This window comes from Bosea sp. BIWAKO-01 (assembly GCF_001748145.1).
In the GTDB taxonomy this organism is placed as follows: Bacteria; Pseudomonadota; Alphaproteobacteria; order Rhizobiales; family Beijerinckiaceae; genus Allobosea.
Map to the genome: position 1 here is coordinate 1,485,112 of NZ_BCQA01000001.1, position 22,335 is coordinate 1,507,446.

General features: G+C 64.8%; 20 protein-coding genes and 1 pseudogene. 10 read left to right on the plus strand and 11 right to left on the minus strand.

Annotated elements, in window-relative coordinates:
- Positions 1–121 precede the first annotated feature (121 nt).
- Genes BIWAKO_RS06760 through BIWAKO_RS06770 form a run of 3 tightly spaced genes read right to left on the minus strand, consistent with a single transcriptional unit; the run spans position 122 to position 3,387 of the window.
- Positions 122–748, minus strand: a complete 627-nt coding sequence (locus tag BIWAKO_RS06760; protein ID WP_069877885.1) for an Isoquinoline 1-oxidoreductase subunit — start codon at positions 746–748, stop codon at positions 122–124.
- Complete coding sequence (locus tag BIWAKO_RS06765) at positions 748–2,925, minus strand: xanthine dehydrogenase family protein molybdopterin-binding subunit (protein ID WP_069877886.1); 2,178 nt, start codon at positions 2,923–2,925, stop codon at positions 748–750. Before BIWAKO_RS06765 ends, BIWAKO_RS06760 begins: the two co-directional genes overlap by 1 nt.
- A gap of 3 nt (positions 2,926–2,928) precedes the next feature.
- Entirely contained in the window at positions 2,929–3,387 is a 459-nt protein-coding gene (locus BIWAKO_RS06770; RefSeq protein ID WP_069877887.1) for a (2Fe-2S)-binding protein, read from the minus strand.
- Between the two features lie 195 nt (positions 3,388–3,582).
- Between BIWAKO_RS06770 and BIWAKO_RS06775 the strand changes: the two genes are divergently transcribed.
- From BIWAKO_RS06775 to BIWAKO_RS06800, 6 genes and pseudogenes are all read left to right on the plus strand, one after another.
- A complete protein-coding gene (locus tag BIWAKO_RS06775; RefSeq protein WP_069877888.1) occupies positions 3,583–4,206 on the plus strand; it encodes a TetR/AcrR family transcriptional regulator in 624 nt (207 codons plus the stop codon).
- A 180-nt stretch (positions 4,207–4,386) separates the two neighbouring features.
- Positions 4,387–5,150, plus strand: a pseudogene (locus BIWAKO_RS06780) (ABC transporter ATP-binding protein).
- Complete coding sequence (locus tag BIWAKO_RS06785; protein WP_069877889.1) at positions 5,140–5,883, plus strand: ABC transporter ATP-binding protein; 744 nt, start codon at positions 5,140–5,142, stop codon at positions 5,881–5,883. The pseudogene BIWAKO_RS06780 and the gene BIWAKO_RS06785 overlap by 11 nt, the downstream one beginning before the upstream one ends.
- A gap of 41 nt (positions 5,884–5,924) precedes the next feature.
- Entirely contained in the window at positions 5,925–7,130 is a 1,206-nt protein-coding gene (locus BIWAKO_RS06790; RefSeq protein WP_069877890.1) for an ABC transporter substrate-binding protein, read from the plus strand.
- A gap of 186 nt (positions 7,131–7,316) precedes the next feature.
- Positions 7,317–8,204, plus strand: a complete 888-nt coding sequence (locus tag BIWAKO_RS06795; protein WP_069877891.1) for a branched-chain amino acid ABC transporter permease — start codon at positions 7,317–7,319, stop codon at positions 8,202–8,204.
- A gap of 34 nt (positions 8,205–8,238) precedes the next feature.
- Entirely contained in the window at positions 8,239–9,231 is a 993-nt protein-coding gene (locus BIWAKO_RS06800) for a branched-chain amino acid ABC transporter permease (protein ID WP_069877892.1), read from the plus strand.
- Between the two features lie 2 nt (positions 9,232–9,233).
- Here the strand turns inward: BIWAKO_RS06800 and BIWAKO_RS06805 are convergent, their stop codons facing one another.
- The 5 genes from BIWAKO_RS06805 to BIWAKO_RS06825 form a co-directional block, all read right to left on the minus strand.
- Positions 9,234–9,608, minus strand: a complete 375-nt coding sequence (locus BIWAKO_RS06805) for a c-type cytochrome (RefSeq protein ID WP_069877893.1) — start codon at positions 9,606–9,608, stop codon at positions 9,234–9,236.
- Positions 9,605–10,609: a Vgb family protein gene (locus tag BIWAKO_RS06810; protein ID WP_069877894.1), complete on the minus strand. Its 1,005-nt coding sequence runs from the start codon at positions 10,607–10,609 to the stop codon at positions 9,605–9,607. The genes BIWAKO_RS06805 and BIWAKO_RS06810 overlap by 4 nt, the downstream gene beginning before the upstream one ends.
- Before the next feature lie 96 nt (positions 10,610–10,705).
- Positions 10,706–11,341 (minus strand): 2-hydroxychromene-2-carboxylate isomerase, encoded by a 636-nt coding sequence (locus tag BIWAKO_RS06815; RefSeq protein WP_084652163.1) that lies wholly within the window; start codon positions 11,339–11,341, stop codon positions 10,706–10,708.
- 8 nt (positions 11,342–11,349) lie between these two features.
- Positions 11,350–11,880: an isochorismatase family protein gene (locus tag BIWAKO_RS06820; protein ID WP_069877896.1), complete on the minus strand. Its 531-nt coding sequence runs from the start codon at positions 11,878–11,880 to the stop codon at positions 11,350–11,352.
- Complete coding sequence (locus BIWAKO_RS06825) at positions 11,877–12,515, minus strand: TetR/AcrR family transcriptional regulator (protein WP_069877897.1); 639 nt, start codon at positions 12,513–12,515, stop codon at positions 11,877–11,879. Before BIWAKO_RS06825 ends, BIWAKO_RS06820 begins: the two co-directional genes overlap by 4 nt.
- 93 nt (positions 12,516–12,608) lie before the next feature.
- Between BIWAKO_RS06825 and BIWAKO_RS06830 the strand changes: the two genes are divergently transcribed.
- Positions 12,609–14,147, plus strand: a complete 1,539-nt coding sequence (locus BIWAKO_RS06830; protein WP_069877898.1) for a 4-hydroxyphenylacetate 3-hydroxylase family protein — start codon at positions 12,609–12,611, stop codon at positions 14,145–14,147.
- Between the two features lie 86 nt (positions 14,148–14,233).
- Positions 14,234–15,886, plus strand: coding sequence for an acyl-CoA dehydrogenase family protein (locus BIWAKO_RS06835; RefSeq protein ID WP_069877899.1), 1,653 nt, complete (start codon positions 14,234–14,236; stop codon positions 15,884–15,886).
- Positions 15,887–16,016: 130 nt separating this feature from the next.
- Here the strand turns inward: BIWAKO_RS06835 and BIWAKO_RS06840 are convergent, their stop codons facing one another.
- A complete protein-coding gene (locus tag BIWAKO_RS06840; protein WP_069877900.1) occupies positions 16,017–16,748 on the minus strand; it encodes a DUF899 domain-containing protein in 732 nt (243 codons plus the stop codon).
- Between the two features lie 62 nt (positions 16,749–16,810).
- Between BIWAKO_RS06840 and BIWAKO_RS06845 the strand changes: the two genes are divergently transcribed.
- Entirely contained in the window at positions 16,811–17,281 is a 471-nt protein-coding gene (locus tag BIWAKO_RS06845) for a MarR family winged helix-turn-helix transcriptional regulator (RefSeq protein ID WP_069877901.1), read from the plus strand.
- A 63-nt stretch (positions 17,282–17,344) separates the two neighbouring features.
- The gene (locus BIWAKO_RS06850) at positions 17,345–17,752 is read left to right on the plus strand and encodes a VOC family protein (RefSeq protein ID WP_069877902.1); all 408 of its coding nucleotides are present in this window, start codon (positions 17,345–17,347) and stop codon (positions 17,750–17,752) included.
- 602 nt (positions 17,753–18,354) lie between these two features.
- Here BIWAKO_RS06850 and BIWAKO_RS06855 read toward each other — a convergent pair.
- Both BIWAKO_RS06855 and BIWAKO_RS06860 read right to left on the minus strand, forming a co-directional pair.
- Positions 18,355–18,828, minus strand: coding sequence for a cysteine hydrolase family protein (locus tag BIWAKO_RS06855; RefSeq protein ID WP_069877903.1), 474 nt, complete (start codon positions 18,826–18,828; stop codon positions 18,355–18,357).
- Positions 18,829–18,914: 86 nt separating this feature from the next.
- Entirely contained in the window at positions 18,915–21,530 is a 2,616-nt protein-coding gene (locus tag BIWAKO_RS06860; RefSeq protein WP_069877904.1) for an autotransporter outer membrane beta-barrel domain-containing protein, read from the minus strand.
- Between the last annotated feature and the right edge of the window lie 805 nt (positions 21,531–22,335).

The window sequence follows — 22,335 nt, forward strand, 5'->3', positions numbered from 1 at the left end:
GGAGAGGAGCGTTCCTCCCAAGGACTAGCCGAGCCCATGGTGCAGTTGCAACATGGACGAGGGTGTGGGTGGGCATGTGTGCCTCCCCTCGTGGCCCGAGGGGGGAGAAGAAGGAGCCACGTCAGGACGCCGGACAGGCGGCTCCCGTATCGACCCAGGCCTGCATCAGTGCACCGAATTGCGCATTGCTGCCGGGGGCCGGAACACGACCGGGTCCCGGGTTCCAGGCCCAGAGCACAAGGGTGTCGCTGGTGACATGCTTGACGATTGCCGCCAGGTCGCGGCTGCCATTGCGGTTCTGGTCCTTGAGCTGCTCGCAGATCTGACCGAGCGACTTGCCCTCCCAGGCCATCGAGGCTGGCGCCAGCGCCCAGTGACCATCACCTGGAATCCGCGCCGGGTCGAAATTCTGCTTGCCGTGGCAGGTCGCGCATTCCAGCCCCGGTGCGCCGTGCCCGTCCTTGCCGCGCACGACGAGCGGCTGATGGAGGCGCCTCGCATCGGCCTGCCGCGGGCGTTCGGTCGCCGGGTGGCAGTTCATGCAGCGCGGATGCTGCAGCACCGTGCCGATCTCGCCGAACAGGGCGACCGAGCGATCGCGCTGGTTGGCGATGGTGCTGGAGCTCTCGGCTGGACGCAGCGAGGCGGACGGCGCCGCCTGTCGCGTCGTTTGCGCCGAGGTGAGCGCGGTCCCGGCGAGACAGAGTCCGGCCCCCGCCAGGACGGCATGAAGGAGGGGCGCCTGCATCAGACCGTGCCTCCGACCATCGGCAATTGCCGCGGACGCGGTTGCCCGAGCTTTGCCAGTGCATTGGCGACCGCCGGGCCGATCGGCGGCACGCCAGGCTCGCCGACCCCGGTCGGCGCTTCGGTCGAGCTGATGATCGCGACCTCGACCTCCGGCATCTCGTGGATGCGCAGCGAGCGATAGGTATCGAAATTGGCCTGGACCGGCCTGCCCTGGTCGAGCGTGATCTCGCCATAGAGCGCATGGCCAAGACCAAAGCCGATGCCGCCTTCCATCTGCGCCCGGATGATGTCGGGGTTGACCGCGACCCCGCAATCCACCGCGCACCAGACCTTGTGAACCTTCGGCTCACCATCGCTGCCGAGCGAAACCTCCGCGATCTGGGCAACGAAAGAGCCGAAGCTCTCGACCACCGCGACGCCGCGGGCGCGGCCGTCGACCGGGCCGGAGCCATTCCACTTCGCCAGTTCGGCGACAGCCTTGAGCACGCCGACGGCACGCGGATGACGGTTCATCAGGGCAAGCCTGCCGGCGACCGGATCCTGCCCCGCCGCCTGCAGCAACTCGTCGACGAAGCACTCGACCGCATAGGCCGTGTGCGTATGGCCGACAGAGCGCCACCACAGGGTCGGCACGCCAACCTTGGGGTTGTTCACCTCGCAGTGGAAATCGGCAATCTCGTAGAAGAGCTCGTTGGCGCCTTCGACCGAGGTTGCGTCGATGCCGTTCTTCACCACCATCGCCTCGAAGGGCGTGCCGAGGAAGAAGGACTGGCCGACGATGCTATCGGCCCAGGCCGTGATCTTGCCCTCGTTCACGGCACCGCGCAGGCGATGCACGAAGAGCGGGCGATAATAGCCGCCGGAGAGGTCATCCTCGCGAGTCCAGACCAGCTTGACCGGACGGTTCGGCCCGATCGCCTTGGCGGCCATGGCGAGTTCCGCCGCGAGATGCTGGCTGACCTGCGCGCGTCGGCCAAAGCTACCCCCGGCCAGCATGGTCTCGAGCCTGACCTTCTCGGGCGGCAGGCCAAGAATGGTTGCGATGGTCATATGCTCGGTGGTCTGGAACTGGCTGCCGAAGCGGGCGAGCGCCTCGCTGCCATCCCATTGCAGATAGCCGTCGAGCGGCTCCATCGGCGCGTGCGCCAGATAGGGGAAGACGAACTCGGCCTCGATCACCGTCCCCGCCTTGGCGAGCACGGCCTCGGCATCGCCATGCGAGCCGGCGACCACACCCTTCTGGCGGGCAAGCGCGCGATACTCTGCGATGAGTTCGCGGCTGCCGCGCTTTTCGGCTGCGCTCTCGTCCCAGATCACTTTCAAGGCTTCGCGACCCTTCAACGCGGGCCACATGCCATTGGCATAGACGGCGACGCCGGAGCCGATCTGCTTGACGTCGACGACGCCCTTGACCTTGAGCGCCTCGGCCGCGTCGAAGCTTCCGACCTTGCCGCCGAAGCGCGGGGGCCGGGCAACGACGACGGTCAGCATGTTGGGAGCGTGGATATCGATGGTGAACTCGGCCTTGCCACGCGACTTGTCGGCACTGTCGAGCCGCCTGACCGCGCCCTCCTTGCCGATCAGGCGGTAGGCCGAAGCCGGCTTCAGCGGCACGTTATCCGGTACGGCAAGCCTGGAGGCGGCCTCGGCGAACTCACCAAAGCGTCCCTGTTTGCCGGAGACATGGCTCAGGACGCCAGCCTCGACCTTGATCTCGGAGGCTGGGACCTTCCAGGCTTGCGCCGCAGCCTGGACCAGCATGGCACGGGCCGTGGCTCCAGCCTTGCGCATCTGTTCCCAGCTATTGGCGATCGCGGTCGAGCCACCGGTTCCCTGCACGCCGAATGCGAGATTGGCATAGAGCTTGACGTCGGCCGGCGCATGCTCGCTGCGCATCTGGCCCCAGTCTGCGTCCATCTCCTCGGCGACGAGCGTCGCCAGTCCGGTGAATGGCCCCTGGCCGAACTCGATATGCTTGATCAGCACCGTGATGGTGCTGTCAGGCGCGACGCGGACGAAGGCATTGGGTGCGAAGGTGGCGTTTCCGCCCGGGCGGAAGGCGGCGCCTGCCCCGGACTGAGCACGGGCCACTTGCGGGAGATGCAGCCCGATGACGAGGGCGCCAGCTCCCTTCAGCAGCGAGCGGCGGGAGAGGTTCTGATCGTGAACGGTCATGGCTCAGCCCTCCAGCGTGCGGGCCGCGTCATGGATCGCGGCGCGGATGCGGACATAGGTTGCGCAACGGCAAAGATTGCCGTTCATCGCGAGATCGATGTCGCGGTCGCTCGGTTTCTTGTTTTCCGTGAGCAGCGCAACCGCACTCATCACCTGGCCCGACTGGCAGTAGCCGCATTGCGGTACGTCGCGGGCCGTCCAGGCGGCCTGAACGGCATCAGCCTCCTTGCCCGAAATCGCCTCGATCGTGGTGATCTCGGCATCGCCCACCGCCGAGACCGGCGTGACGCAGGAGCGCAGCGGCTTGCCGTCGATGAAGACGGTGCAGGCGCCGCACTGCGCGACACCGCAGCCGAACTTGGTGCCGGTCAGGCCGAGATTGTCACGGATCGCCCAAAGCAGGGGCGTATCATCGTCGACATCGACGCTGTGCGTCCTGCCGTTGACTTTGAGTGAGACCATGGCTGCCTCCGGATCGCTGGATATGACACAGCGCGGCACCATGGTGCGGATCGAGAGGCTCGCTCTCGACGGCCCGATCTGACATATCAGAAGCAGGCGGGTGATCCGTCGTCTTGGGTCGCGCGACTAGACGTATTAGACTGTTTGAGTCTAATTGGGATAGTCGCGCTCAGTTTGGATCTTGTCAAGACTGCAATGTCCGACAGAAGCGAAAGTTCCGGCGTGGCCGCCGATGATGCCACCGGTCGCATCGATCAGATCGCCGATGCGGCCCTGCGCCTGTTTGCCCGTTACGGCTACAAACGCACCTCGATGGACGACATCGCCAGGGAAGCCGGGCTGGCCAAGGCGACGCTCTATCTCCATTTCAAGGGCAAGGATGATGTTTTCCGGGCCATGCTGGCGCTGCTCGGCAGGCGTGTCGAAGCACGTTGCCGTGAAGTTCTGAACAGCAAGGCCGCCTTCCCGGAACGCCTCACGGCACTGTTGAGAGCTCATTTCGCCACGGCCTTCGAAAGCCTCGGAACCGGTGAGCATCTGGTCGAGTTGAAGGCCGTCATCGCCAGCATCGCCGGGCAGGAACTGCTTGTGTTCGAAGACATCTTCGTCAGGCATGCGCGCACCCTCATCGAGGAGGCGCAAGCGAAGGGCGAGATTTCGCTGAAACGCACGGGCCTCAGTTCCACGATGCTGATCACGACGCTGATGCAGGCAGCCGCCGGCGCCAAACTCGGCCCCCTGCCCTCCTGCACAGATTACCAACAGCGGCTCGACGCGATCGCATCGGTCATGGCCGCCGCCGTTCTGCCAGCCGGCTAGTGTGACAAGAGCGCGAAACCGCCTCTAAGCCTTTCGTCTAACCGGCCATTTCTAGGCACATGCGCATGGATTCATCTGCACCGGCGTGGCGTTGACAGGCGCGCTGCGCGCGGTGCAGCATGACCGCAGGGGAAACGAACAATCCAAGAATCATGAAGGTGGCGACCATGTGTGCGTGGTATGTCTGAGGATATTATTCTCTCCACCTCGGGGCTAACCAAAGAATTCGCGGGGTTTACCGCGGTCAATGGCGTCGACCTCAAGGTCAAGCGTGGCAGCATTCACGCGCTCATCGCCCAAATGGTGCCGGCAAGACGACGTGTTTCAATCTGCTGACCAAGTTTCTTGCGCCGACCAAGGGCTCGATCGTCTATAACGGCCAGGACATCACGCGGCAGAAGCCGGCCGAGATCGCCCGTCTCGGGCTGGTACGGTCGTTCCAGATTTCGGCGGTTTTCCCGCAACTGAGCGTGATGAAGAACGTCCGCATTGCGCTGCAGCGGAAGCGTGGTGACTCCTTCGATTTCTGGCGTTCGGAGAATGTGCTGAAATCGCTCGACGACGAGGCGCTGCGCCTTGTCGAGGCCGTCGGCCTCTCGACCTTTGCCGAGTTGCCGGCGGGCGAGCTTTCATATGGTCGCAAGCGTGCACTCGAAATCGCGACCACGCTGGCGCTCGATCCAGAGATGCTGCTGCTCGACGAACCGATGGCCGGAATGGGCCGTGAGGACGTCGAACGCATCGAGGCACTGATCCGGAAAGTCTCGGCCAACCGCACCATCCTGATGGTCGAGCACAACCTCTCGGTCGTCGCCTCGCTCTCGGACCGCATCACCGTACTGGCACGTGGACAGGTGCTCGCCGAAGGCGACTACGCCACGGTCTCGAAGGATCCGCGCGTGGTCGAAGCCTATATCGGATCGGGAGTCGGCCATGCTCACTGAGGCGCCCCGTGCCGCGGCGCCTGCGAGCGCCACCAAACCGCTGCTCGCCGTCCGCGGGCTCGAGGCCTGGTATGGCGAGTCGCATGTGCTGCACGGCATCGATTTCGACGTCGCGCCGGGAGAAGTGGTAACCTTGCTCGGCCGCAACGGCGCCGGCAAGACCACGACGTTGAAGTCGATCATCGGCATCATGGGCAAGCGCAAGGGTTCGGTTTCGTTCGACGGCACCGAGACGATCAACCTGCCCTCGCGTACCATTGCCCGTCTCGGCATCGGCTTCGTTCCCGAAGAACGCGGCATCTATTCGAGCCTGAATGTCGAGGAGAACCTGCTGTTGCCGCCGCAGGTGAAGCCGGGCGGACTCAGCCTCGACCAGATCTTCGAGCTCTTTCCCAATCTGAAGGAACGGCTGAAGAGCCAGGGCACCAAACTGTCGGGTGGAGAGCAGCAGATGCTGGCGATCGGGCGCATCCTGCGCACGGGCGCAAATCTCCTGCTGCTCGACGAGCCGACCGAGGGGCTGGCCCCCGTGATTATCGACCAGATCGGACGCACCATCGCGAAACTGAAACGCGAGGGTTTCACCATCATCCTGGTCGAGCAGAACTTCCGCTTCGCCGCGACGGTCGCCGACCGGCACTATGTCGTCGAGCAGGGCAAGGTGGTCGACATGATTCCGAACGAGGCGCTTGAGCGAAACATCGACAAGCTCCACGGTTACCTCGGGGTTTGAACAATCACGTCGAGAACGGCGTCATTTCAGGGAGAGACGGCATGAAACTCAAGACATTGCTGCTGGGCAGCGTATTTGGCGCTCTGCTGGCGAGCCCGGCACTGGCGCAGCAGATTTCCGTCAAGGCGGGCGTGCTCAACGACCGTTCCGGCCTCTACGCAGACCTCTCCGGCGAAGGCTCGGTGGTTGCGGCACGGATGGCCGTGGAGGACTTCAAGGCAGCCGAGAAGGGCATCAAGGTCGAGATCATCTCCGCCGACCACCAGAACAAGCCGGATGTCGGCTCGACCATTGCCCGGCAATGGTACGATCAGGACGGCGTCGACATCATCCTTGACGTTCCGACCTCCTCGGTGGCGCTGGCCGTCAACCAGATCACCAAGGAAAAGAACAAGATCCATATCAACTCGGGTGCGGCCTCCTCGGATCTCACCGGCAAGGCCTGCTCGCCGAACACCGTGCACTGGACCTATGACACCTATGCCCTCGCCCAGGGCACGGGCGGCGCCATGGTGAAGGCCGGCGGCGACAGCTGGTTCTTCATGACCGCCGATTACGCCTTCGGCCACGCCCTGGAACGCGACACCGCCGCCATTGTCACCAAGAACGGTGGCAAGGTGCTGGGAGCCGTGCGCACACCGTTCCCGGGCACCGATTTCTCCTCGTTCCTGCTCCAGGCGCAGGCCTCCAAGGCCAAGGTCATCGGCCTTGCCAATGCCGGTGGCGACACGATCAACTCGATCAAGCAGGCGGGCGAGTTCGGCATCGTCGCGGGCGGCCAGAAGCTCGCGGGGCTACTCGTCTTCCTCACCGACGTGCACGCGCTCGGCCTGCAGACGGCTCAGGGACTGGTGCTGACGGAAGCCTTCTACTGGGACACGAACGATCAGACCCGCGCCTGGTCGGAGCGCTTCTCGAAGGCCCATGGCGGCAAGAAGCCGACCATGGTCCAGGCCGGCGTCTACTCCGGCATGCTCCACTACCTCAAGGCCGTTGAGGCCGCGAAGAGCAAGGATTCCGCGGCCGTTATGGCCAAGATGAAGGAATTGCCGACCGACGATCCGCTCTTCGGCAAGGGCTCGGTCCGCGCCGATGGCCGCAAGATGCACGACATGTACCTCTTCGAGGTCAAGAAGCCGTCCGAGTCCAAGGCGCCGTGGGACTACTACAAGCAGATCGCGGTTCTGCCGGCTGAACAGGCCTTCAAGCCGCTCAGCGAAAGCGAATGTCCGCTCGTCAAGAAGTGAGCGAGGCTTCGGCCCCGCTTACCCGGCTCGCGCGCCATCCCGGGCGCTCCTAGGGGGACCCGGGATCCATGTGTTCCGGCACATCTCCCGGGTCAGGTCATCGGCCGACCCGGGATGATGGCAGCAGGGGATGGCGTATCGGTACGCGGGTCCTTGGCAGCATTTTCAGGATAAGTTGAGCAAGGCATGTTCGAGCTTCTCGGAATCCCACCACAGGCGCTGTTTGGCCAGGTCCTGCTCGGCCTGATCAACGGCTCGTTCTATGCCATCCTCAGCCTCGGGCTGGCGGTGATCTTCGGGCTGCTCAACATCATCAATTTCACCCACGGCGCGCAGTACATGATGGGCGCCTTCGTGGCCTGGATGTGCCTGAACTATCTCGGCATCAACTACTGGGCAGCGCTGCTGCTGGCGCCATTGATCGTCGGGGTCGTGGGCGTGCTCATCGAGCGGTTCCTGATCTCACGGCTGGCTCATCTCGACCATCTCTACGGGCTGCTGCTGACCTTCGGCCTCGCCCTGATCATCCAGGGCCTGTTTCGCAACAATTACGGCTCATCCGGGCTGCCCTATCAGATTCCACCGCAACTGGCGGGCGGGCACAATCTCGGCTTCATGTTCCTGCCGAACTACCGCGCCTGGGTGGTCATCGCGTCGCTCGTCATCTGCCTGGCGACCTGGTTCATGATCGAGAAGACCAGGCTCGGCGCCTATCTCCGCGCCGCCACCGAGAACCCTACGCTGACACAGGCCTTCGGCATCAATGTACCGCTGCTGGTGACCCTGACCTACGGTTTCGGTGTTGCTCTTGCGGCGTTCGCCGGCGTACTCGCGGCTCCGATCTACTCGGTCAATCCGAACATGGGTGCCGATCTGATCATCGTCGTCTTCGCCGTCGTCGTGATCGGCGGCATGGGCTCGATCATGGGCGCGATCGTCACAGGCTTCGGCCTCGGCCTGATCGAGGGCGTGACCAAGGTTTTCTACCCCGAAGCGTCCGCGACCGTGATCTTCATCATCATGGTCCTGGTGTTGCTGGTGAAGCCAGCCGGGCTGTTCGGGCGGCCCGCGTGATGGCGCCGTTCCGCATGATTGGAAGGATCTGACCATGGCCGACGCGCTTTCCGCCGACGCTCCCGCGGGCGGCCTCGCGGTCACCGAGACCACGAAGGGTACCGAGCGCCTCCACCGGGCGATCTTCATCGGGCTCGCCGTTCTGGTCGCTGTCGCGCCTTTCCTCGCCTATCCCGTCTTCGTGATGAAGGTGATGTGCTTTGCGCTATTCGCGCTCGCCTTCAACCTCCTGCTTGGCTATGGCGGCCTGCTCTCCTTCGGCCATGCCGCCTATTTCGGCATGGCAAGCTATGTCAGCGCCTATACGGCCAAGAACTGGGGCCTGACGCCCGAGCTCGCGATCCTGTCCGGGACGCTGATCGCCGGTATGCTCGGCGCCGTGTTCGGCTCGCTCGCGATCCGCCGGCAAGGCATCTATTTCGCCATGATCACGCTCGCGCTCGCGCAGATGGTGTTCTTCTTCTCGCTGCAGACGCCGCGCTTCACGGGCGGCGAGGACGGCATCCAGTCGGTGCCGCGCGGCAAGCTCTTCGGCCTGATCAGCCTCGCCGACGACCGGGCGCTGTATTACGTGGTCGCCGTGATCTTCATGGCCGGACTGCTGCTGATATACCGGATCATCCATTCGCCCTTCGGCCAGGTCTGCAAGGCGATCCGGGACAACGAGCCGCGCGCGATCTCGCTCGGCTATCGCGCCAATCGCTACAAGCTCGCGGTCTTCGTGCTCTCGGCTGCGCTGGCCGGATTGGCGGGCTCGACCAAGGCGATCGTCTTCCAGCTCGCCTCGCTCACCGACGTGCACTGGTCGATGTCCGGCGAGGTTGTGCTGATGACCCTGGTCGGGGGACTCGGAACCGTGTTCGGACCGATCGTCGGCGCGCTCGTCATCGTCTCCATGCAGAACTATCTCGCCAGCCTTGGCGCCTGGGTTACGGTGGTGCAGGGCGTGATCTTCGTGATCTGCGTGATGCTGTTCCGCGAGGGCATCGTCGGCGTGATCTCGAGGGCCATCAAGCGACCGCTCTGACGTCAGCGCTGCCGCATCAGGAAATCAGCGACGGCTGCCCGGTCGGCCTCACGGGCGAGTCCGGGCGCGCTCATCCAGCTGCCTTTGAACATGGCCTCGGGATCGGCGAGGTATGATCTCAGCCGCTCTGCGTCCCAGCTGAGGCCCTGCGCGCCAGCGGCCTTCAGCACCGGCGAATAATCGAACCCCGCGGCCGTGCCGACGCGGCGGCCGGACAGACCGGCGAGATGCGGACCTGCCATGCCGGGCTTCGCGGGATCAAGGCTGTGGCAGGCCTGACAGGTTGCGAACAGGCGCTCGCCCGTCCCGCTCTCCTGAGCTGTGCCCGGCTGAGCGGCAAGCAGAACCGCCGCAGATGCGACAAGCGCGCTCCTCACGCCTGCTTCACGGTCTGGATGCGGACAAGCCGGTCATTTCCGCTCTCACCGCCCCAGGCCTCGCCGGAACGTCCATCCATCTGGCGCACATTGGCGCCCGGCTTGTCGCTCGGGAAACTGCTGAAGGCTTCGGTGACCGGATCGAAATGCACGATGGCATTGGCCGCGAAATCCGTCAGCCAGACCTTGTCCGCATCATCGACATAGACCGAATAGGTGCGCGGTCTGTCACCGGGCAATTTCCAGGTCTTCCAGCTGTTGCTGAGTGTGTCATAGGCCGAGACATTGCCGGAGTTCCACTCGCTGACCCAGATACGGTTCTTCGAATCCGACCAGACCCGCCGCGCGCCCTGACCAGGCGTCGGGGGTTCGACCACCGTGATCTCGAAGGTACCGGGATTGATCTGGGCAATGTGGTTGCCGGCCAGCGAGGCGTACCAGATCTCGCCCGAGGGCGTTCTGGTGATGCCATAGGCGCCCGGACCGCGCGGCGCATCCCGGATCTCCATCCTGGCGGTCTGCGGATCGAAGCGGCCGACGATCCCGCTCTGGCCCGTGAACCAGAGGATGCCTTCCTTGTCGAAGATCCCGGTATTGAGATTGGCATTCTCGCGCCCCGCGGGCAGCTTGAACAGGTCGACCTTGTGGGTCTTGTCATCGACGCGGGCGATGGCGTTCTGCCCCCCTTCCGTCACCCAGGCGGCGCCGTCCGGGCCCCTGATCACGCCGTGGGGTGCGGCCCCTTGGCCGAGCTCGACCACCTTGAGCTGGCTCGAACGCGGATCGAAGCGGCCGAGCGTGCCGTTGCGCTGACCGCAGACCCAGATCGTGCCGTCGCCGGCATCGGTGACATCGCGCGAGCCCTTGATCGCGGGGATATCGAAATAGGTGATGTTGAATCTGGAACCCGGCGCCGTCGGTCCGGCCGCCGCCGCCCGGCCGACCAGGGCCGGCACCGCAAGCCCGACAAGGCCAAGCTGAAGAAAGGACCGGCGCAGCATGAAGCGTCTCCTCCTGTACCCGCCGGGCGCAACGCCTCGGCCGATTTCCAGCTTGGGACGACAACATGGTGAAACTGCGCCGCCTCCTCCCGCCGGTCAGAGCTGCCGCTGAACTCCGATCGGCAGGCTCGAAACCCGCGCCATTTCACCGCTCAGGAAGCGTTCCGGCGCTGCCAGATAGTCACGCGCCATCGACATGGCATCGACGCCCCAGAAAATCCCTCCATCGATCAGCAGGCTCGGAACGCCAAAGATCCCAGCTGCGACAGCCTCTTCCGTGGCCAGGCGCAACGCATCCTTGACCGGCTGTTCGCCGATGCGGTCCAGCGTCGCAGGATCCCCGCCGACCGCAGCAACCTCGGCCAGCACGGCTGGGTCATTACCGTCGCGCCCCTGCCCCCAGATCAGCCGAAAGGCTTCGCGGACCGCGGCCTTCTGCCCGTCGAGCGCGGTCAACAGACGCAGCATGGCGAGCGGGTTGAACGGGTGGCTCGGCGGGAAGCGGAAGGGTACGCTCAGCGATTGGGCCAGGTGCGTCGCGAGCCGATAGGTGTGGACGCGTTTCGGCGCGATCTCGGCCGGGCCGAGCTGGCCCCAATGCTTGAGCACCGCACCAAAGACGATGGGCTTCATCACGACGGGCCGCAGCTCTTCAATCGCGTCGAGCTTCGTCAATGCGAGATAGGCAAAGGGTGAGATGAGGTCGAAATACCAGATGGCAGGCTTGGTCATTCCCATCCTCATTTGATCAGCTTGGACACGGCGCGGAACTGCGGGTGTTCCGCCGTCCGCAGCCATTCGAACAGGACCATCTCGGTCGTGACCATCTCGGCGCCATGAGCAGACATGCGCCGGATTGCAGCCTCCTTGTTCTCGGGCGCGCGTGAGCCGATCGCGTCCTGCACCACAAGCACGCGGCGCCATTGCGTCAGCAGCCCGAGAACCGTCTGGCCGACACAAACATGCGCCTCGCAACCGCAGACAATCAGCTCTTCGTCCTCTTCCAGCGCGCCCAGAAAGGCCGGTTCGGCACAGGCATCGAAGCTCATCTTGGTCACCACCGGCCCGGCGCCCGAAAGCTCCGGCACTGTACTGCCGAGCCCGACCGGGTTCTGCTCGGTCATCACCACGGGAACATCGAGCAGGGCGGCCGCCTCGACGAGCCGGCGCGCATTCGCGACCATGCGAGGCCCGTCATGGATCACCGGCATCAGGCGCGCCTGAAAATCGATGATGACGAGGCGGGCGCGCTCGACCTTAAGCAGTGTCATGGACGCTCTCCCTCCATCAGCAATTGCCCGATCTGGACATCGACATAGCGCTCCATCAGCGTGCGCGCCTGGGCACCGAACATCCGCAGCCGCTGCGTATGGGCGAGCAGCAACACGCCCGAAGCATGGGCGAAGGCATCGGCCATGGCCAGCCGTGCCGTCTCCTGATCGCGGCCCATCTGTTCGACCGCGAGCCTGATTGGCGAGAGCCCCGCCTCCAGGGCCTCGTTCAGGGCCTTGTCCCGCTCGCGGCCGAGCCCATGGGGGCGCATGCCGCCACGGAACAGGTAGAAGCCGAGATCGAGATCTCTCGGATGGGCCGCATAGAAATCGAAGAAGGCGAGTGCTGCCAGGCGGAAACGGGCTTCCGGCGTAACAGCCCCTTCGACCGCCTTGTCGACATGGTTGCGCAGCGCCGACAGCGACTGGCCAAGGACCTCGGCATAGAGCATTTCCTTGGAATCGAAATGGAAGTAGAGCGCCGCCGGCGTGTAACCGGCCTCCGCCGCAATGGCGCGCAGCGAGGCGCCATCCAGCCCGTCGCGCTCGAAGACCGTGCGTGCGGCGTCCAGGATCAGCCCGCGCCTGAGTTCCGTGACCGCCCGCTTGCGGCGCCCTTGCATCGTCTCGGCCACTGCCACCTCGACATCGCTCCAAATTTGGGTTGACGGAAATTCTAACGGCGTTCAATTTTATGGGCAACAATCAAATACCAAGAGGACACGCCCATGCTGATGGATGCTGCGGGCTACCGCGAGTCGCTGCGCGCCTATCATCCGCGTGTTTTCGTCAACGGCCAGCGTGTCGAGAGCGTGGCTGACGAGCCCTTGCTGGCACCCGGCATCAACGCGGTCGGGATTACCTACGGCCTCGCCCATCAGGAGGCCCATCTCCCGGTGATGACGGCACGGCAGACAAGCTCCGGCAAGACCGTCAACCGCATGCTGCACATCAATGAGCGCTCCAGCGACCTGCTCGCCAAGCTCGAGGCGGTTCGGCTGGTCTGCAAGATCTCGGGCTGCGCCCAGCGCTATCTCAGCCATGATGCGCTGAATGCGCTCTGGCAGGCGACAGCAGTCACCGATGCCCGCCACGGCACCGATTATGCGCAACGCTTCCGAGCCTACCTGCACGAGGTCCAGGACAAGGACCTGACGCTCGGCGTCGCCATGACCGACGCCAAGGGTGACCGTTCGAAACGGCCGGGCGCACAGGCGAACCCGGATTCCTATGTTCACATCAAGGAGCGGCGGAAGGACGGCATCGTCATTCGCGGCACCAAGGCCATCGTCACCGGCGCGCCCTATATGCACGAATTCCTGGTGATGCCCTGCCGCACCCACGTGCTGGGCGACGAGGATTTCGCGGTCTGCTGCGCCGTGCCCTGCGATGCCGCGGGCGTCACCATCGTGGCGCGACCTGCCGGACGCCCCGGCGATCCAGCCGCGAAATTCTCGGCGCAATACGGCCAGTCGACCGGCGTCGTGATGTTCGACGATGTCTTCGTGCCATGGGACCGCGTCTTCCTTGCCGGCGAGACCGAGGAAGGCGGCTTCCTGACCACGAGCTACGCGACGCATCACCGCCATTCCTGCATCGGCGCCAGAGCCGGGTTCGGCGATCTCCTGATCGGCGCCGGCGCACTGATGATCGAGGCCAACGGGCTCGATACGGAGCGCCATGGCCACGTCCGCGAACAGATGGTCGAGTTGATCAAGATCACGGAAGGATTTTTTGCCTGTGGTGTCGCGGCCTCCGTCTACTGCCAGAAGGATCCTGCTGGCTCGGTGATGCCTGACAGCGTCTTCTCCAATATCGGCAAGCTGCTGTTGGCGACGCAGATCTACGACATGCACCGCATCGCCCACTACGTATCGGGCGGGTTGATCGTGGCGCTGCCAGGTCCGGATGAGGATCATAATCCCGAGACCGCTGCCTCGTTGTCCGCCGTACTAGCGGGCCGCCCCGATATCCCGCACGCCCAGCGCGCCGAGGTCGCGCGCTTCATCGAGGATCTGACCGTCTCGAAGGAGGCCGGCTGGTATTCGGTGATCTCGTTGCATGGCGGCGGCTCGCCAGAAGCGATGAAGCGCGAAATCTGGCGCAACTACCCGGTGGCGGAGAAGGTTGAACTGGTCGAGAGCCTGCTCGGACGTGGCGTCCTCGCCGATGGCGGCAGGGTCTCGAAGCAGCCGGGGCGCTGCTGTGTCACCGGTTGCGAGGTGCCGGAATCGCCGAACGGGGTCCCGCGCGAAGCGGCCGAATAGCGCAACCCGTCAGCCTCGGATCCCCTTCATTCCCCGTCGCGGGACGGGATAGCCGGCGCAGCGCCGGACCTGACCAGAGGACCACCATGACCGTGCACGCCATTGCCCCGACCCATCAGGTGCTGAACCAGGCGCGCCCCGCCACGGGCTGGAACGCCTTCTCCGACGACGCGGTGCTGCAGGGCGTCGTCACCCGCCAGGCTCCCTGGGTTGCAGGCAGAGCGACGGCGCTCGGCGCCCATGCCGGCGACGAGGCGGTGCAGGATCTGGCGCGTCTCGCCAACAGGTTCACGCCGGAGCTCAGGACGCATGACCGCTTCGGCAACCGCGTCGACTGGGTCGAATTTCATCCGGCCTGGCACGAATTGATGGCGCTCGCCTTCCGGCTCGAGGTGCCCTCGCTGGCCTGGACGGCGACAGAACCGAACGGCCACGTTGCGCGTGGCGTCCTCTCCTATGTCTGGAACCAGATCGAGCATGGGGTCGGCTGCCCGACCGGCATGACCTATGCCGCCTGGCCGGGCCTGGCCCAGCCTGAGTTCTCGCTCTGGCGCGAGAAGATCACGTCCGGCCAGTATGACAAGCGCCCACTCCCGGTCTCGCAGAAGACAGGGGCGAGCATCGGCTACGCGATGACCGAGAAACAGGGCGGATCGGACCTCCGGCAGACCCAGACGACCGCGCGCTATCTGGAGGATACGCCGGAGGGGCGGGTCTTTCTGATCACCGGACACAAATGGTTCTTCTCGGTCCCGCAATCGGACGGGTTCTTCACGCTCGCGCGCAGCGAGAGCGGCGTCTCCTGTTTCTTCGCCCCCGGCTTCCTGCCGGATGGCAGCCGCAACCGGCTGCAGATCCAGCGGCTGAAGGACAAGGCGGGGAACCGCTCGAACGCCTCGTCGGAGGTCGAATTCCGCGAGTGCCTGGGCTGGCTCGTCGGCGAGGAGGGCCATGGCATCCGCGAGATCCTCAGCCACGCCCATCTGACCCGGCTGGATTTCGCAATCGGCTCGGCCGGGCTGATGCGGCAGGCGCTGACCCTGGCGCTCAACCACACGCAATCGCGCAAGGGCTTTGGCTCCTCGCTGGCCGAGCAGCCGATGATGACCAATATTCTTGCCGATCTCGCGATCGACTCCGAGGCCTCGACCCTGATGGCTTTTCGCGTTGCCGCGGCCACCGACGCGATGGAGAGCAGCGAGCAGGAGCGCCACGTCGCACGGGTTTCGACACCGCTGGCGAAATTCTGGAACTGCAAGCGCGCTGCCGCCTTCGTCGCCGAGGCGCTGGAATGCCATGGCGGCAATGGCTTCATCGAGGAGAACCCGATGGCACGGCTCTATCGCGAGGCGCCGCTGAACGCGATCTGGGAAGGCACCTCGAACATGATGTGCATGGACGTGCTGCGTTCGTTCAACCGCGATCCACGCACGAAAGAGGCCTTCATGGCCGAACTCGGTTCCGCTCGCGGCGCCAACCGCGCGCTCGACCGATGGCTCGACAGGCTCGGCGACGAGGTGGCCAAACCGCGCAATGACGATGGCCATGGCCGCCGGCTCGCCAACCTGATGGCCTATGCGTTGCAGGCCTCGGAGCTGAAGAAGCACGCGAATGAGGCGGTGTTCGAGACTTTCTGCCGCTCCAGGCTCGATGCCGACTGGGGCTATGTCTTCGGCACGCTCGATCCTTCGCCCGAACTGGCAAGCATCGTGAAACGCGCGAGCGTGGCGCGGGGCTGAGCCACTCCGCCTTTCAGGCGACTGGAGACCTCCCCTGGGCCCATGCCTGAACCCGGGCCGTCCCAAGGCTGGCATGGACCCCGGTCCTGCGCTTCGCCGCGACCGGGTTCCGGGCGCACCTGGCCTGCAATCACGCGCAACAGGCTGCGGCCATCGGCACCGTCTCGTACTCGTCGTGGCGCTTGACGAAACTCATGGTCGTCTCCTCGTTGCGGCCTTTGGGCGCGCGGTCGAGGATCATCAATGTGCCGATCAGCTCCTCCGGGCCCCGCGCATAGCTCGAATAGGTATGAAACACCTCGCCGGCTTCGTTGCGGATGAACGAGCTCAGTCCGGGCAATTCGTCATGCGCATTGCCCACCGGCGTATCGGTGAAATTGTAGCTGACGCTGTCTCCCTTGAGCTGCTCGGGCGTGAACGAGACGTGGTAGTCGAAATTGAAGTCGCTGCCATGGGACGAGACCCAGGGGAAGTGCCAGCCCATGCGGCGCTTATAGGCCTCGATCTTCGGCAGCGGTGCCCGCGAGACTGCGACCAATGTCACGTCGTGATTGTTCAGATGCGCCAGCGTGCCGTCGAGATGATCAGCCAGGAAGGAACAACCAGGGCAACCTGCCTCCCATTCCGGCCCGAACATGAAATGATAGATCATCAGCTGACTGCGCCCGTCGAACAGTTCCGCCAGCCGCCGCTTCCCTGCCGGGGTGTCGAAGACATAGTTCTTGTCGACCCGGACCCAGGGCAAGGCGCTTCGCTCGGCATTCACCGCGTCGCGCAGACGCGTCTCTTCCTTCTCGCGGGCGAGCAGTACCTTGCGCGCTGCAAGCCAGTCCTCGCGTGAAACAACCGGGTGTTGCTGCATGGCCTTCCTCCTTCCGAAACGCCCCTCTTGACAGGATAGGTTGATATCAACATAAAGGCTCCATGTCAAAGCCTCTTCCCCTTTCCGCCGTGGACCGGCTGCCCTTCGAGACCACATTGCATGTGCGGGATCATTGCCTGTGCCTGCATGTGCAGAGGGCGGCGCGGGCTCTGGCGCGACGCTTTGACGAGGCCTTGCGGCCGTTTGACCTGACCAACCAGCAGTTCTCGTTGCTGATGTCGCTCAATCGTCCGCAGCCACCGGGCCTCGGCCCGGTGGCGAGCCTGCTCGCCATGGACCGCACCACCCTGACCGCGGCGCTGAAGCCGCTGGAACGGCGCGGTCTCATCTCCGTCGGAACCGATCCGAAGGATCGGCGCAGCCGGCTGCTGGCATTGCTGCCAGCCGGTCACGCCCTCCTCCTTCTCGCCGTCCCGGTTTGGCAGCGCGTCCACCGCGAGGTCGACGCGCTCTTGCCCGAAACGGATCCTGACCGGTTCCGACAGGACCTCAGGGCACTGTCCCGGCCCTGACTGCTACCGCCTATGGCGGCGGCCGTTTCCCAACTCAAACATAGAAACAAGCAAGGAACGACCATGCCCCAGATGATCTTCGTCAACCTGCCCGTAAAGGACCTGCAGAAGTCCATGGCCTTCTTCAAGGCGCTCGGCTTCAGCTTCAACCCGCAATTCACTGACGACACTGCCGCCTGCATGGTGATCAGCGACACCATCTACGCGATGCTGCTGACGCACGAGAAATTCGCAGGCTTTGCACCACAGCCGATTGCCGATGCGACCAAGGTCACCGAGGTCCTGACCTGCCTTTCGCGCGAGAGCCGCGGTGATGTCGACGCGATGGTGAATGCTGCGGTCGCCGCCGGCGGCAAGACCTACGCGAAGCCGCAGGACCACGGCTTCATGTATGGCCACGGTTTCCAGGATCTCGACGGCCATGTCTGGGAGCTGATGTGGATGGACCCCGCCGCCGTGCAGCAAGGCTGAGCAGGCCGCCTCAAAAAAGGGCAGCGATACTGCCCTTTTCCTCTTGCGGTCGCGAGAGTGGCGCCCTATCTCCTGTGCACCGCAGCAGAGATGCTGTGGCGCCCTCCTTGGGCGTTTCCTCCCTAGACTTCGGGCTGCGCTTCTGGCGTGGCCCTTTTTTCTTGGGCGATGGCGGCCCGGCGCTCCGCCAGCCGAAGGATTTGGCTTTGGCGGATTTATGCACGGATGCATGTGAGGCGGGACAGCGCTGGGTCCAGCGCGACACATGCAATGCCGCCAAGCTCGCAGACCCTGCGATGCGCAACACTTCATGCGCGATCGAAGAGGAGGCGCCGCTATCTCCCCATCACGGCGCCTCCTCCCGCGGGCCGAAGCCTCGCCCGGGTATTCCCGGTACGAGTAACGACGCGCGCAGGGAGCATTCACTGCTTCGACCTGCACTCGACGCCAAGCCATCGGTATCGCGTCAAATCACTCACGCGACGCGTCCTGAAAGCGAAACACCGAGCACCCTCCGCATAGGGAAGCCGGCCGAACTGTTCGATGACGCAGGCATTAATGCTTCGTCATACCGGATCGAACCGGATCGGCGCCGAGGCCACCTACCCAGCCAGGAGCTCATCAGGGTTCAGGATCACCGCACCGAAATGGTGGCGCCAAAGCCGGACACCCAGTTCGCCGGAACGATCCAGAGAGGAGCCGACGGTCAACCACCTCAGGAGCGCCGGACTGAGGCCCGCATCAAAGAGGGCAAAGCCGGCGGCCAGCACGCACGTATCGGCCTGCAGGCCGCAGACCAGCACACGCTGCACCTGCATGCCTCGGAGATGGTCGATCATCGCGGCCGGCGGCAGATAGCCGTGCTTGATGAAGACGCGATCGGCAGGGACCAGGCTCTCGTCCGACAGACCGGGTTTCCAGCCCAGCTGACGCTCGAAAGGCGTCACTGCCTCGTCATGCCTCTCGACCGTCGCCACTGAGGGCATACCGGCAGCAACAGCCGCAATACCCTGGATCAGCCATTCCGGCGGCGAGAAGCTGGCTTGCACGTCCACGATCAGCAGGGCTTGGCGCATGCTGCGTTTAAGCGCGGACAGACTTTGGCTGCAACTCCGAGGCTTGTCATGAGACCGAGATCATGCACGCGGCCGGAATGCCCGCGCTAGAAGCTAACCCTGACCTGGGCCTGGCCGCCGAGGCGGTTCGTGGTGCCGGAGAGTTCGCCGTCAAGGCGGGCGCCGAGCGTGACGGAGGGGCTGAGCTTGAGGTCGAGCCCGGCGGCGAGCAGCGCGCTGTTGCGGGCGGGCCTTGCGCCTTCGACCGCAAAGCCTGCGCCGGTCAGGCCGGCAATCGAGGCGGAGAGGCCGGCATCGCGCTGGTAGTAATGCGCCCAGCTCGCCCGGAGATAGCCCGCGACCGGCAGCCCGTTGAGGCCGCTGGCATAGTCGAGCTGCAGGCCGAGCTCGCTGCGCGAGGTCATGTCGTTGCGCCGGGCGAGAGCCAGCGCGCCAGCATTGGCCCCGGCCCAGTTCGCCTCGGTCAGGGCCGGGCTGCGCGCCTGGATCGCCTGCAGCGCCGCCAGCGGCGAGAAGGTCAGGCCGTTCCAGGACAGCACCGCGGCGCTCGCCTGCAGCCGGCCGCTCCAGGCGGTGGTGGCATAGGACGAGGACAATGCGCTGCCGAGCACCGGGATGCTGCGCTTGATCTCGTTCTCGAGCCGGCCATAGCCGAAGGCGGCGGCAAGATTGACCGGCCCGAGCCGGGTCGTGCCGTAGAGGCCGGCCTGGAAGACATCGGCCTCGGCCTTGCCGAGACCGCCGGACAGCGAGGAGCGGGCGCTACCGCCGGAGACCGCAAAACCCGCGACCGTGCCGGGCATGATCCTGACATCGGCGCCGACGGCGAGATGGGCATCGTCGAGATCGCGCTTGGCCGAGCCGATGCGCGCGCTGCCGTCGGTGCGGCCGACCGAGCCGAAGGCCGCGCCCCAGACGGTGTAGGGCGGTGGATCGAGGAAAGCCGGCGTGGTCGGTACGTCGGCTCCCTTGCGGACGAGGCCGGAGAAGGAGGCTTCGCCGGGCGCCGACCCGGTCGCGCCGCGGCCCGCCGCGAAGGGATCGAGCATGACGCGCAGGAACTGGTCGGCGGCCGAGACCGCCATCGCCGGGGCCGCCGTATGCGCCTCGCCCGAAAGCTGGTTCACCGCCCCGGGGATCGCCGCCGCCGGCAGGTTGTAGATGCCAAACAGCGTCGACGGATCGGCCCCGCCCGCCACCGCCCGATCGAGCCCGGCGGCGACCGAAAAGGCGTTCAAGGGCGATGCGACGAAGCCGGCCAGCGGCTTTGGCGATAGCGTCAGCATCACGTCGTTTGAGGTATAGGCCAGGTTGGTGGCGATGCCGGCCCCGAAGGCGCTGCCCGAATCGAGCGTACCGAAACCCGTCCCACCGAGCCCGCCCTGCGCCGAGAGCAGTGTATAGGACGTCGTGAAGGAAGAGGGCCCGCCCAGCCAGGCCAGCCTGAGCGTGCCTGCGAGGTTGGCCTTCCCCGTGACATTGACCCGGTCTGCGACCGCGCCCTGGATTTCGGCCTCATAGACCGAGCCCGCGCCCATGGTCAGATTGCCGTTCACCGTCAGCGTTCCCGGCGAGTTGCCGGGCGCCAGCGTGCCGTTCACCGTGGTCGACGGCAATTGCCCGGACCCGCCGAGCCGTGCGCCCGCCGCGACGGTCAGTCCAGACGATGCCGCCATCGATCCGTTCACGATCAGCGAACCACCGTTCACCGTCGTCGTCCCCCGGAAGGTGTTCATTCCGGTCAGGATCGTCGTCCCGCTTTCGTGCAGGATCGCTCCATTGCCGGTCAACGTCGCGCCAACCACATAGTTTGTATCGGTATGATTGAACACGAGCCGCGCGGAGCCACGTCCGAAGCGGATTTCCGCCACATCGATGAAGCCGGGCGCGCGGGCGACTGCTCCTGCTGCCGCGCCGACGTTCACGGTGCCCGTCGAGCCGGCGCTGTTGGCGATGACAAGCATGCCGCGGCCGTCGTCGATGCGCACCCTGCCGCCACTGTCGATCGTTGTTTCAGCGACGCCGAGATTGCCGACCATCAGGTATCTGGAGCCGAGCCACTGGGAATTCGTACCCGTCACCCGCAGATCGCCGCGCGAACCTGTTTGCCAGGCGAGGATGCCCTCGTTCGTCTGGACAACAGCGCCGTTCGAGACAAGACCACTGCCCTGGCCGCTCATTCCAAAGACCGAATAGCCTCCGACCTTCAGCTTTGAGCCGGCGCCATCGATGGTGAGCGCCCCCCGGGCGGACGCGAACTCGCCGACATTCGTGTTGACCGCAACCGCAGCCGAGCTGCCATTGGAGATGACCACATCGCCGCGCCCCGCGTAGCCAGTCATCAACGTGCCGCGGATATTCCAGGTGGCTCCACTGACGGTGACCGCCCCCACCCCCGTCGCGTTGTAGCCGGCAGTGACGGCGCGGTCATCGGCCCTCGCGCCGGCGAGAATCTGATAGGTGCCTTGCCCGGATTCTCCGACGATATGGCCGTTGCCATTAAACCAGGTGGTCCCCGCTCCCGAGAGCGTGATCGTTCCGGCAGATCCGGCGAAGGAGCCGGTCGTCACGAAAGCCGCAAAATTTGCCGCCGCACCGCCCGAAGCGGTGAAGCTGCCCTGGCCCCTGTAGCCGACATAGAGATAGTTGCCGGACCAGGCCCCGCCGATCAGGTTGGTTGGCCGATCCCGCCTCTCCGGCAAGGTTTGCGACGGTCGTCGCGGCCGCGGTGAGCGAGCCGCCGGTCGACACGATCAGCGATGATGTCATGCCGATCGCGCCAATATGCAGCAGGTTCGCGGACGCGCCGGCGGCAGTAATGGACGGCGCAATCAGCGAGCCAGCGCCGATGGTAACTGTCGTGGCGCCAGTCGGAACGGCCCCCAGCGACCAGTTCGACGCCGTATGCCAATTGGGAGAAACGCCTTGCCATGCTGTCTGGGCAAGTGACGGCGTCACGCCAAGCGCGAACCAACTCACCGACGACAAGGCCGCCAGCCCCGTGATGGCACGAGGATAACTCCGTAGCGGCCGCATGCGCCCCCCTGGGTCTTCAACGCCCAATAGCAAACGCATACCGCAAGGGAATTCATAAAACTGTCAAGAAATTAGTAACTTATTTCATTAGAAAATTTGAACAACCATTCACACCACATGGCCGCATCGAGTCAAAGATCGTCCCCTGCCCGGAATATTCCGGATCCTGATAAATAATCGACGCGCCCAATTACGGCACGTTCTCCGACTAAAATATATCAATCGTATATTGTGACCTTATTTCACGCCATCGACGATCTTATAGCGTAAATAACCTGCATTCGTCGCATAAACTTACCACTGAAGCGTCGCCACGGTCGCCATGCTCACCAGTGGCGGGGTCTACCCAAATTCCTGGAAAGCGCTCAGCGGCGGCAGCTTTACTGACCAGCCCACCCTGAGCAGATCTTCGAGAACCTCTCCGAAAGCGCAGCACGCCGTTTCCGACTGGTTGGCCCGCCGTCAAGACCG

Bases quoted from the DNA above. Each gene is read 5' to 3' on its own strand.
- BIWAKO_RS06810 (WP_069877894.1), bottom strand. From the start codon at position 10,609: ATGCTGCGCCGGTCCTTTCTTCAGCTTGGCCTTGTCGGGCTTGCGGTG.
- BIWAKO_RS06830 (WP_069877898.1), top strand. From the start codon at position 12,609: ATGCTGATGGATGCTGCGGGCTACCGCGAGTCGCTGCGCGCCTATCAT.
- BIWAKO_RS06790 (WP_069877890.1), top strand. From the start codon at position 5,925: ATGAAACTCAAGACATTGCTGCTGGGCAGCGTATTTGGCGCTCTGCTG.
- BIWAKO_RS06820 (WP_069877896.1), bottom strand. From the start codon at position 11,880: ATGACACTGCTTAAGGTCGAGCGCGCCCGCCTCGTCATCATCGATTTT.
- BIWAKO_RS06760 (WP_069877885.1), bottom strand. From the start codon at position 748: ATGCAGGCGCCCCTCCTTCATGCCGTCCTGGCGGGGGCCGGACTCTGT.
- BIWAKO_RS06840 (WP_069877900.1), bottom strand. From the start codon at position 16,748: ATGCAGCAACACCCGGTTGTTTCACGCGAGGACTGGCTTGCAGCGCGC.
- BIWAKO_RS06800 (WP_069877892.1), top strand. From the start codon at position 8,239: ATGGCCGACGCGCTTTCCGCCGACGCTCCCGCGGGCGGCCTCGCGGTC.
- BIWAKO_RS06775 (WP_069877888.1), top strand. From the start codon at position 3,583: ATGTCCGACAGAAGCGAAAGTTCCGGCGTGGCCGCCGATGATGCCACC.
- BIWAKO_RS06835 (WP_069877899.1), top strand. From the start codon at position 14,234: ATGACCGTGCACGCCATTGCCCCGACCCATCAGGTGCTGAACCAGGCG.
- BIWAKO_RS06770 (WP_069877887.1), bottom strand. From the start codon at position 3,387: ATGGTCTCACTCAAAGTCAACGGCAGGACGCACAGCGTCGATGTCGAC.
- BIWAKO_RS06855 (WP_069877903.1), bottom strand. From the start codon at position 18,828: ATGCGCCAAGCCCTGCTGATCGTGGACGTGCAAGCCAGCTTCTCGCCG.
- BIWAKO_RS06845 (WP_069877901.1), top strand. From the start codon at position 16,811: ATGTCAAAGCCTCTTCCCCTTTCCGCCGTGGACCGGCTGCCCTTCGAG.
- BIWAKO_RS06785 (WP_069877889.1), top strand. From the start codon at position 5,140: ATGCTCACTGAGGCGCCCCGTGCCGCGGCGCCTGCGAGCGCCACCAAA.
- BIWAKO_RS06765 (WP_069877886.1), bottom strand. From the start codon at position 2,925: ATGACCGTTCACGATCAGAACCTCTCCCGCCGCTCGCTGCTGAAGGGA.
- BIWAKO_RS06815 (WP_084652163.1), bottom strand. From the start codon at position 11,341: ATGACCAAGCCTGCCATCTGGTATTTCGACCTCATCTCACCCTTTGCC.
- BIWAKO_RS06795 (WP_069877891.1), top strand. From the start codon at position 7,317: ATGTTCGAGCTTCTCGGAATCCCACCACAGGCGCTGTTTGGCCAGGTC.
- BIWAKO_RS06850 (WP_069877902.1), top strand. From the start codon at position 17,345: ATGCCCCAGATGATCTTCGTCAACCTGCCCGTAAAGGACCTGCAGAAG.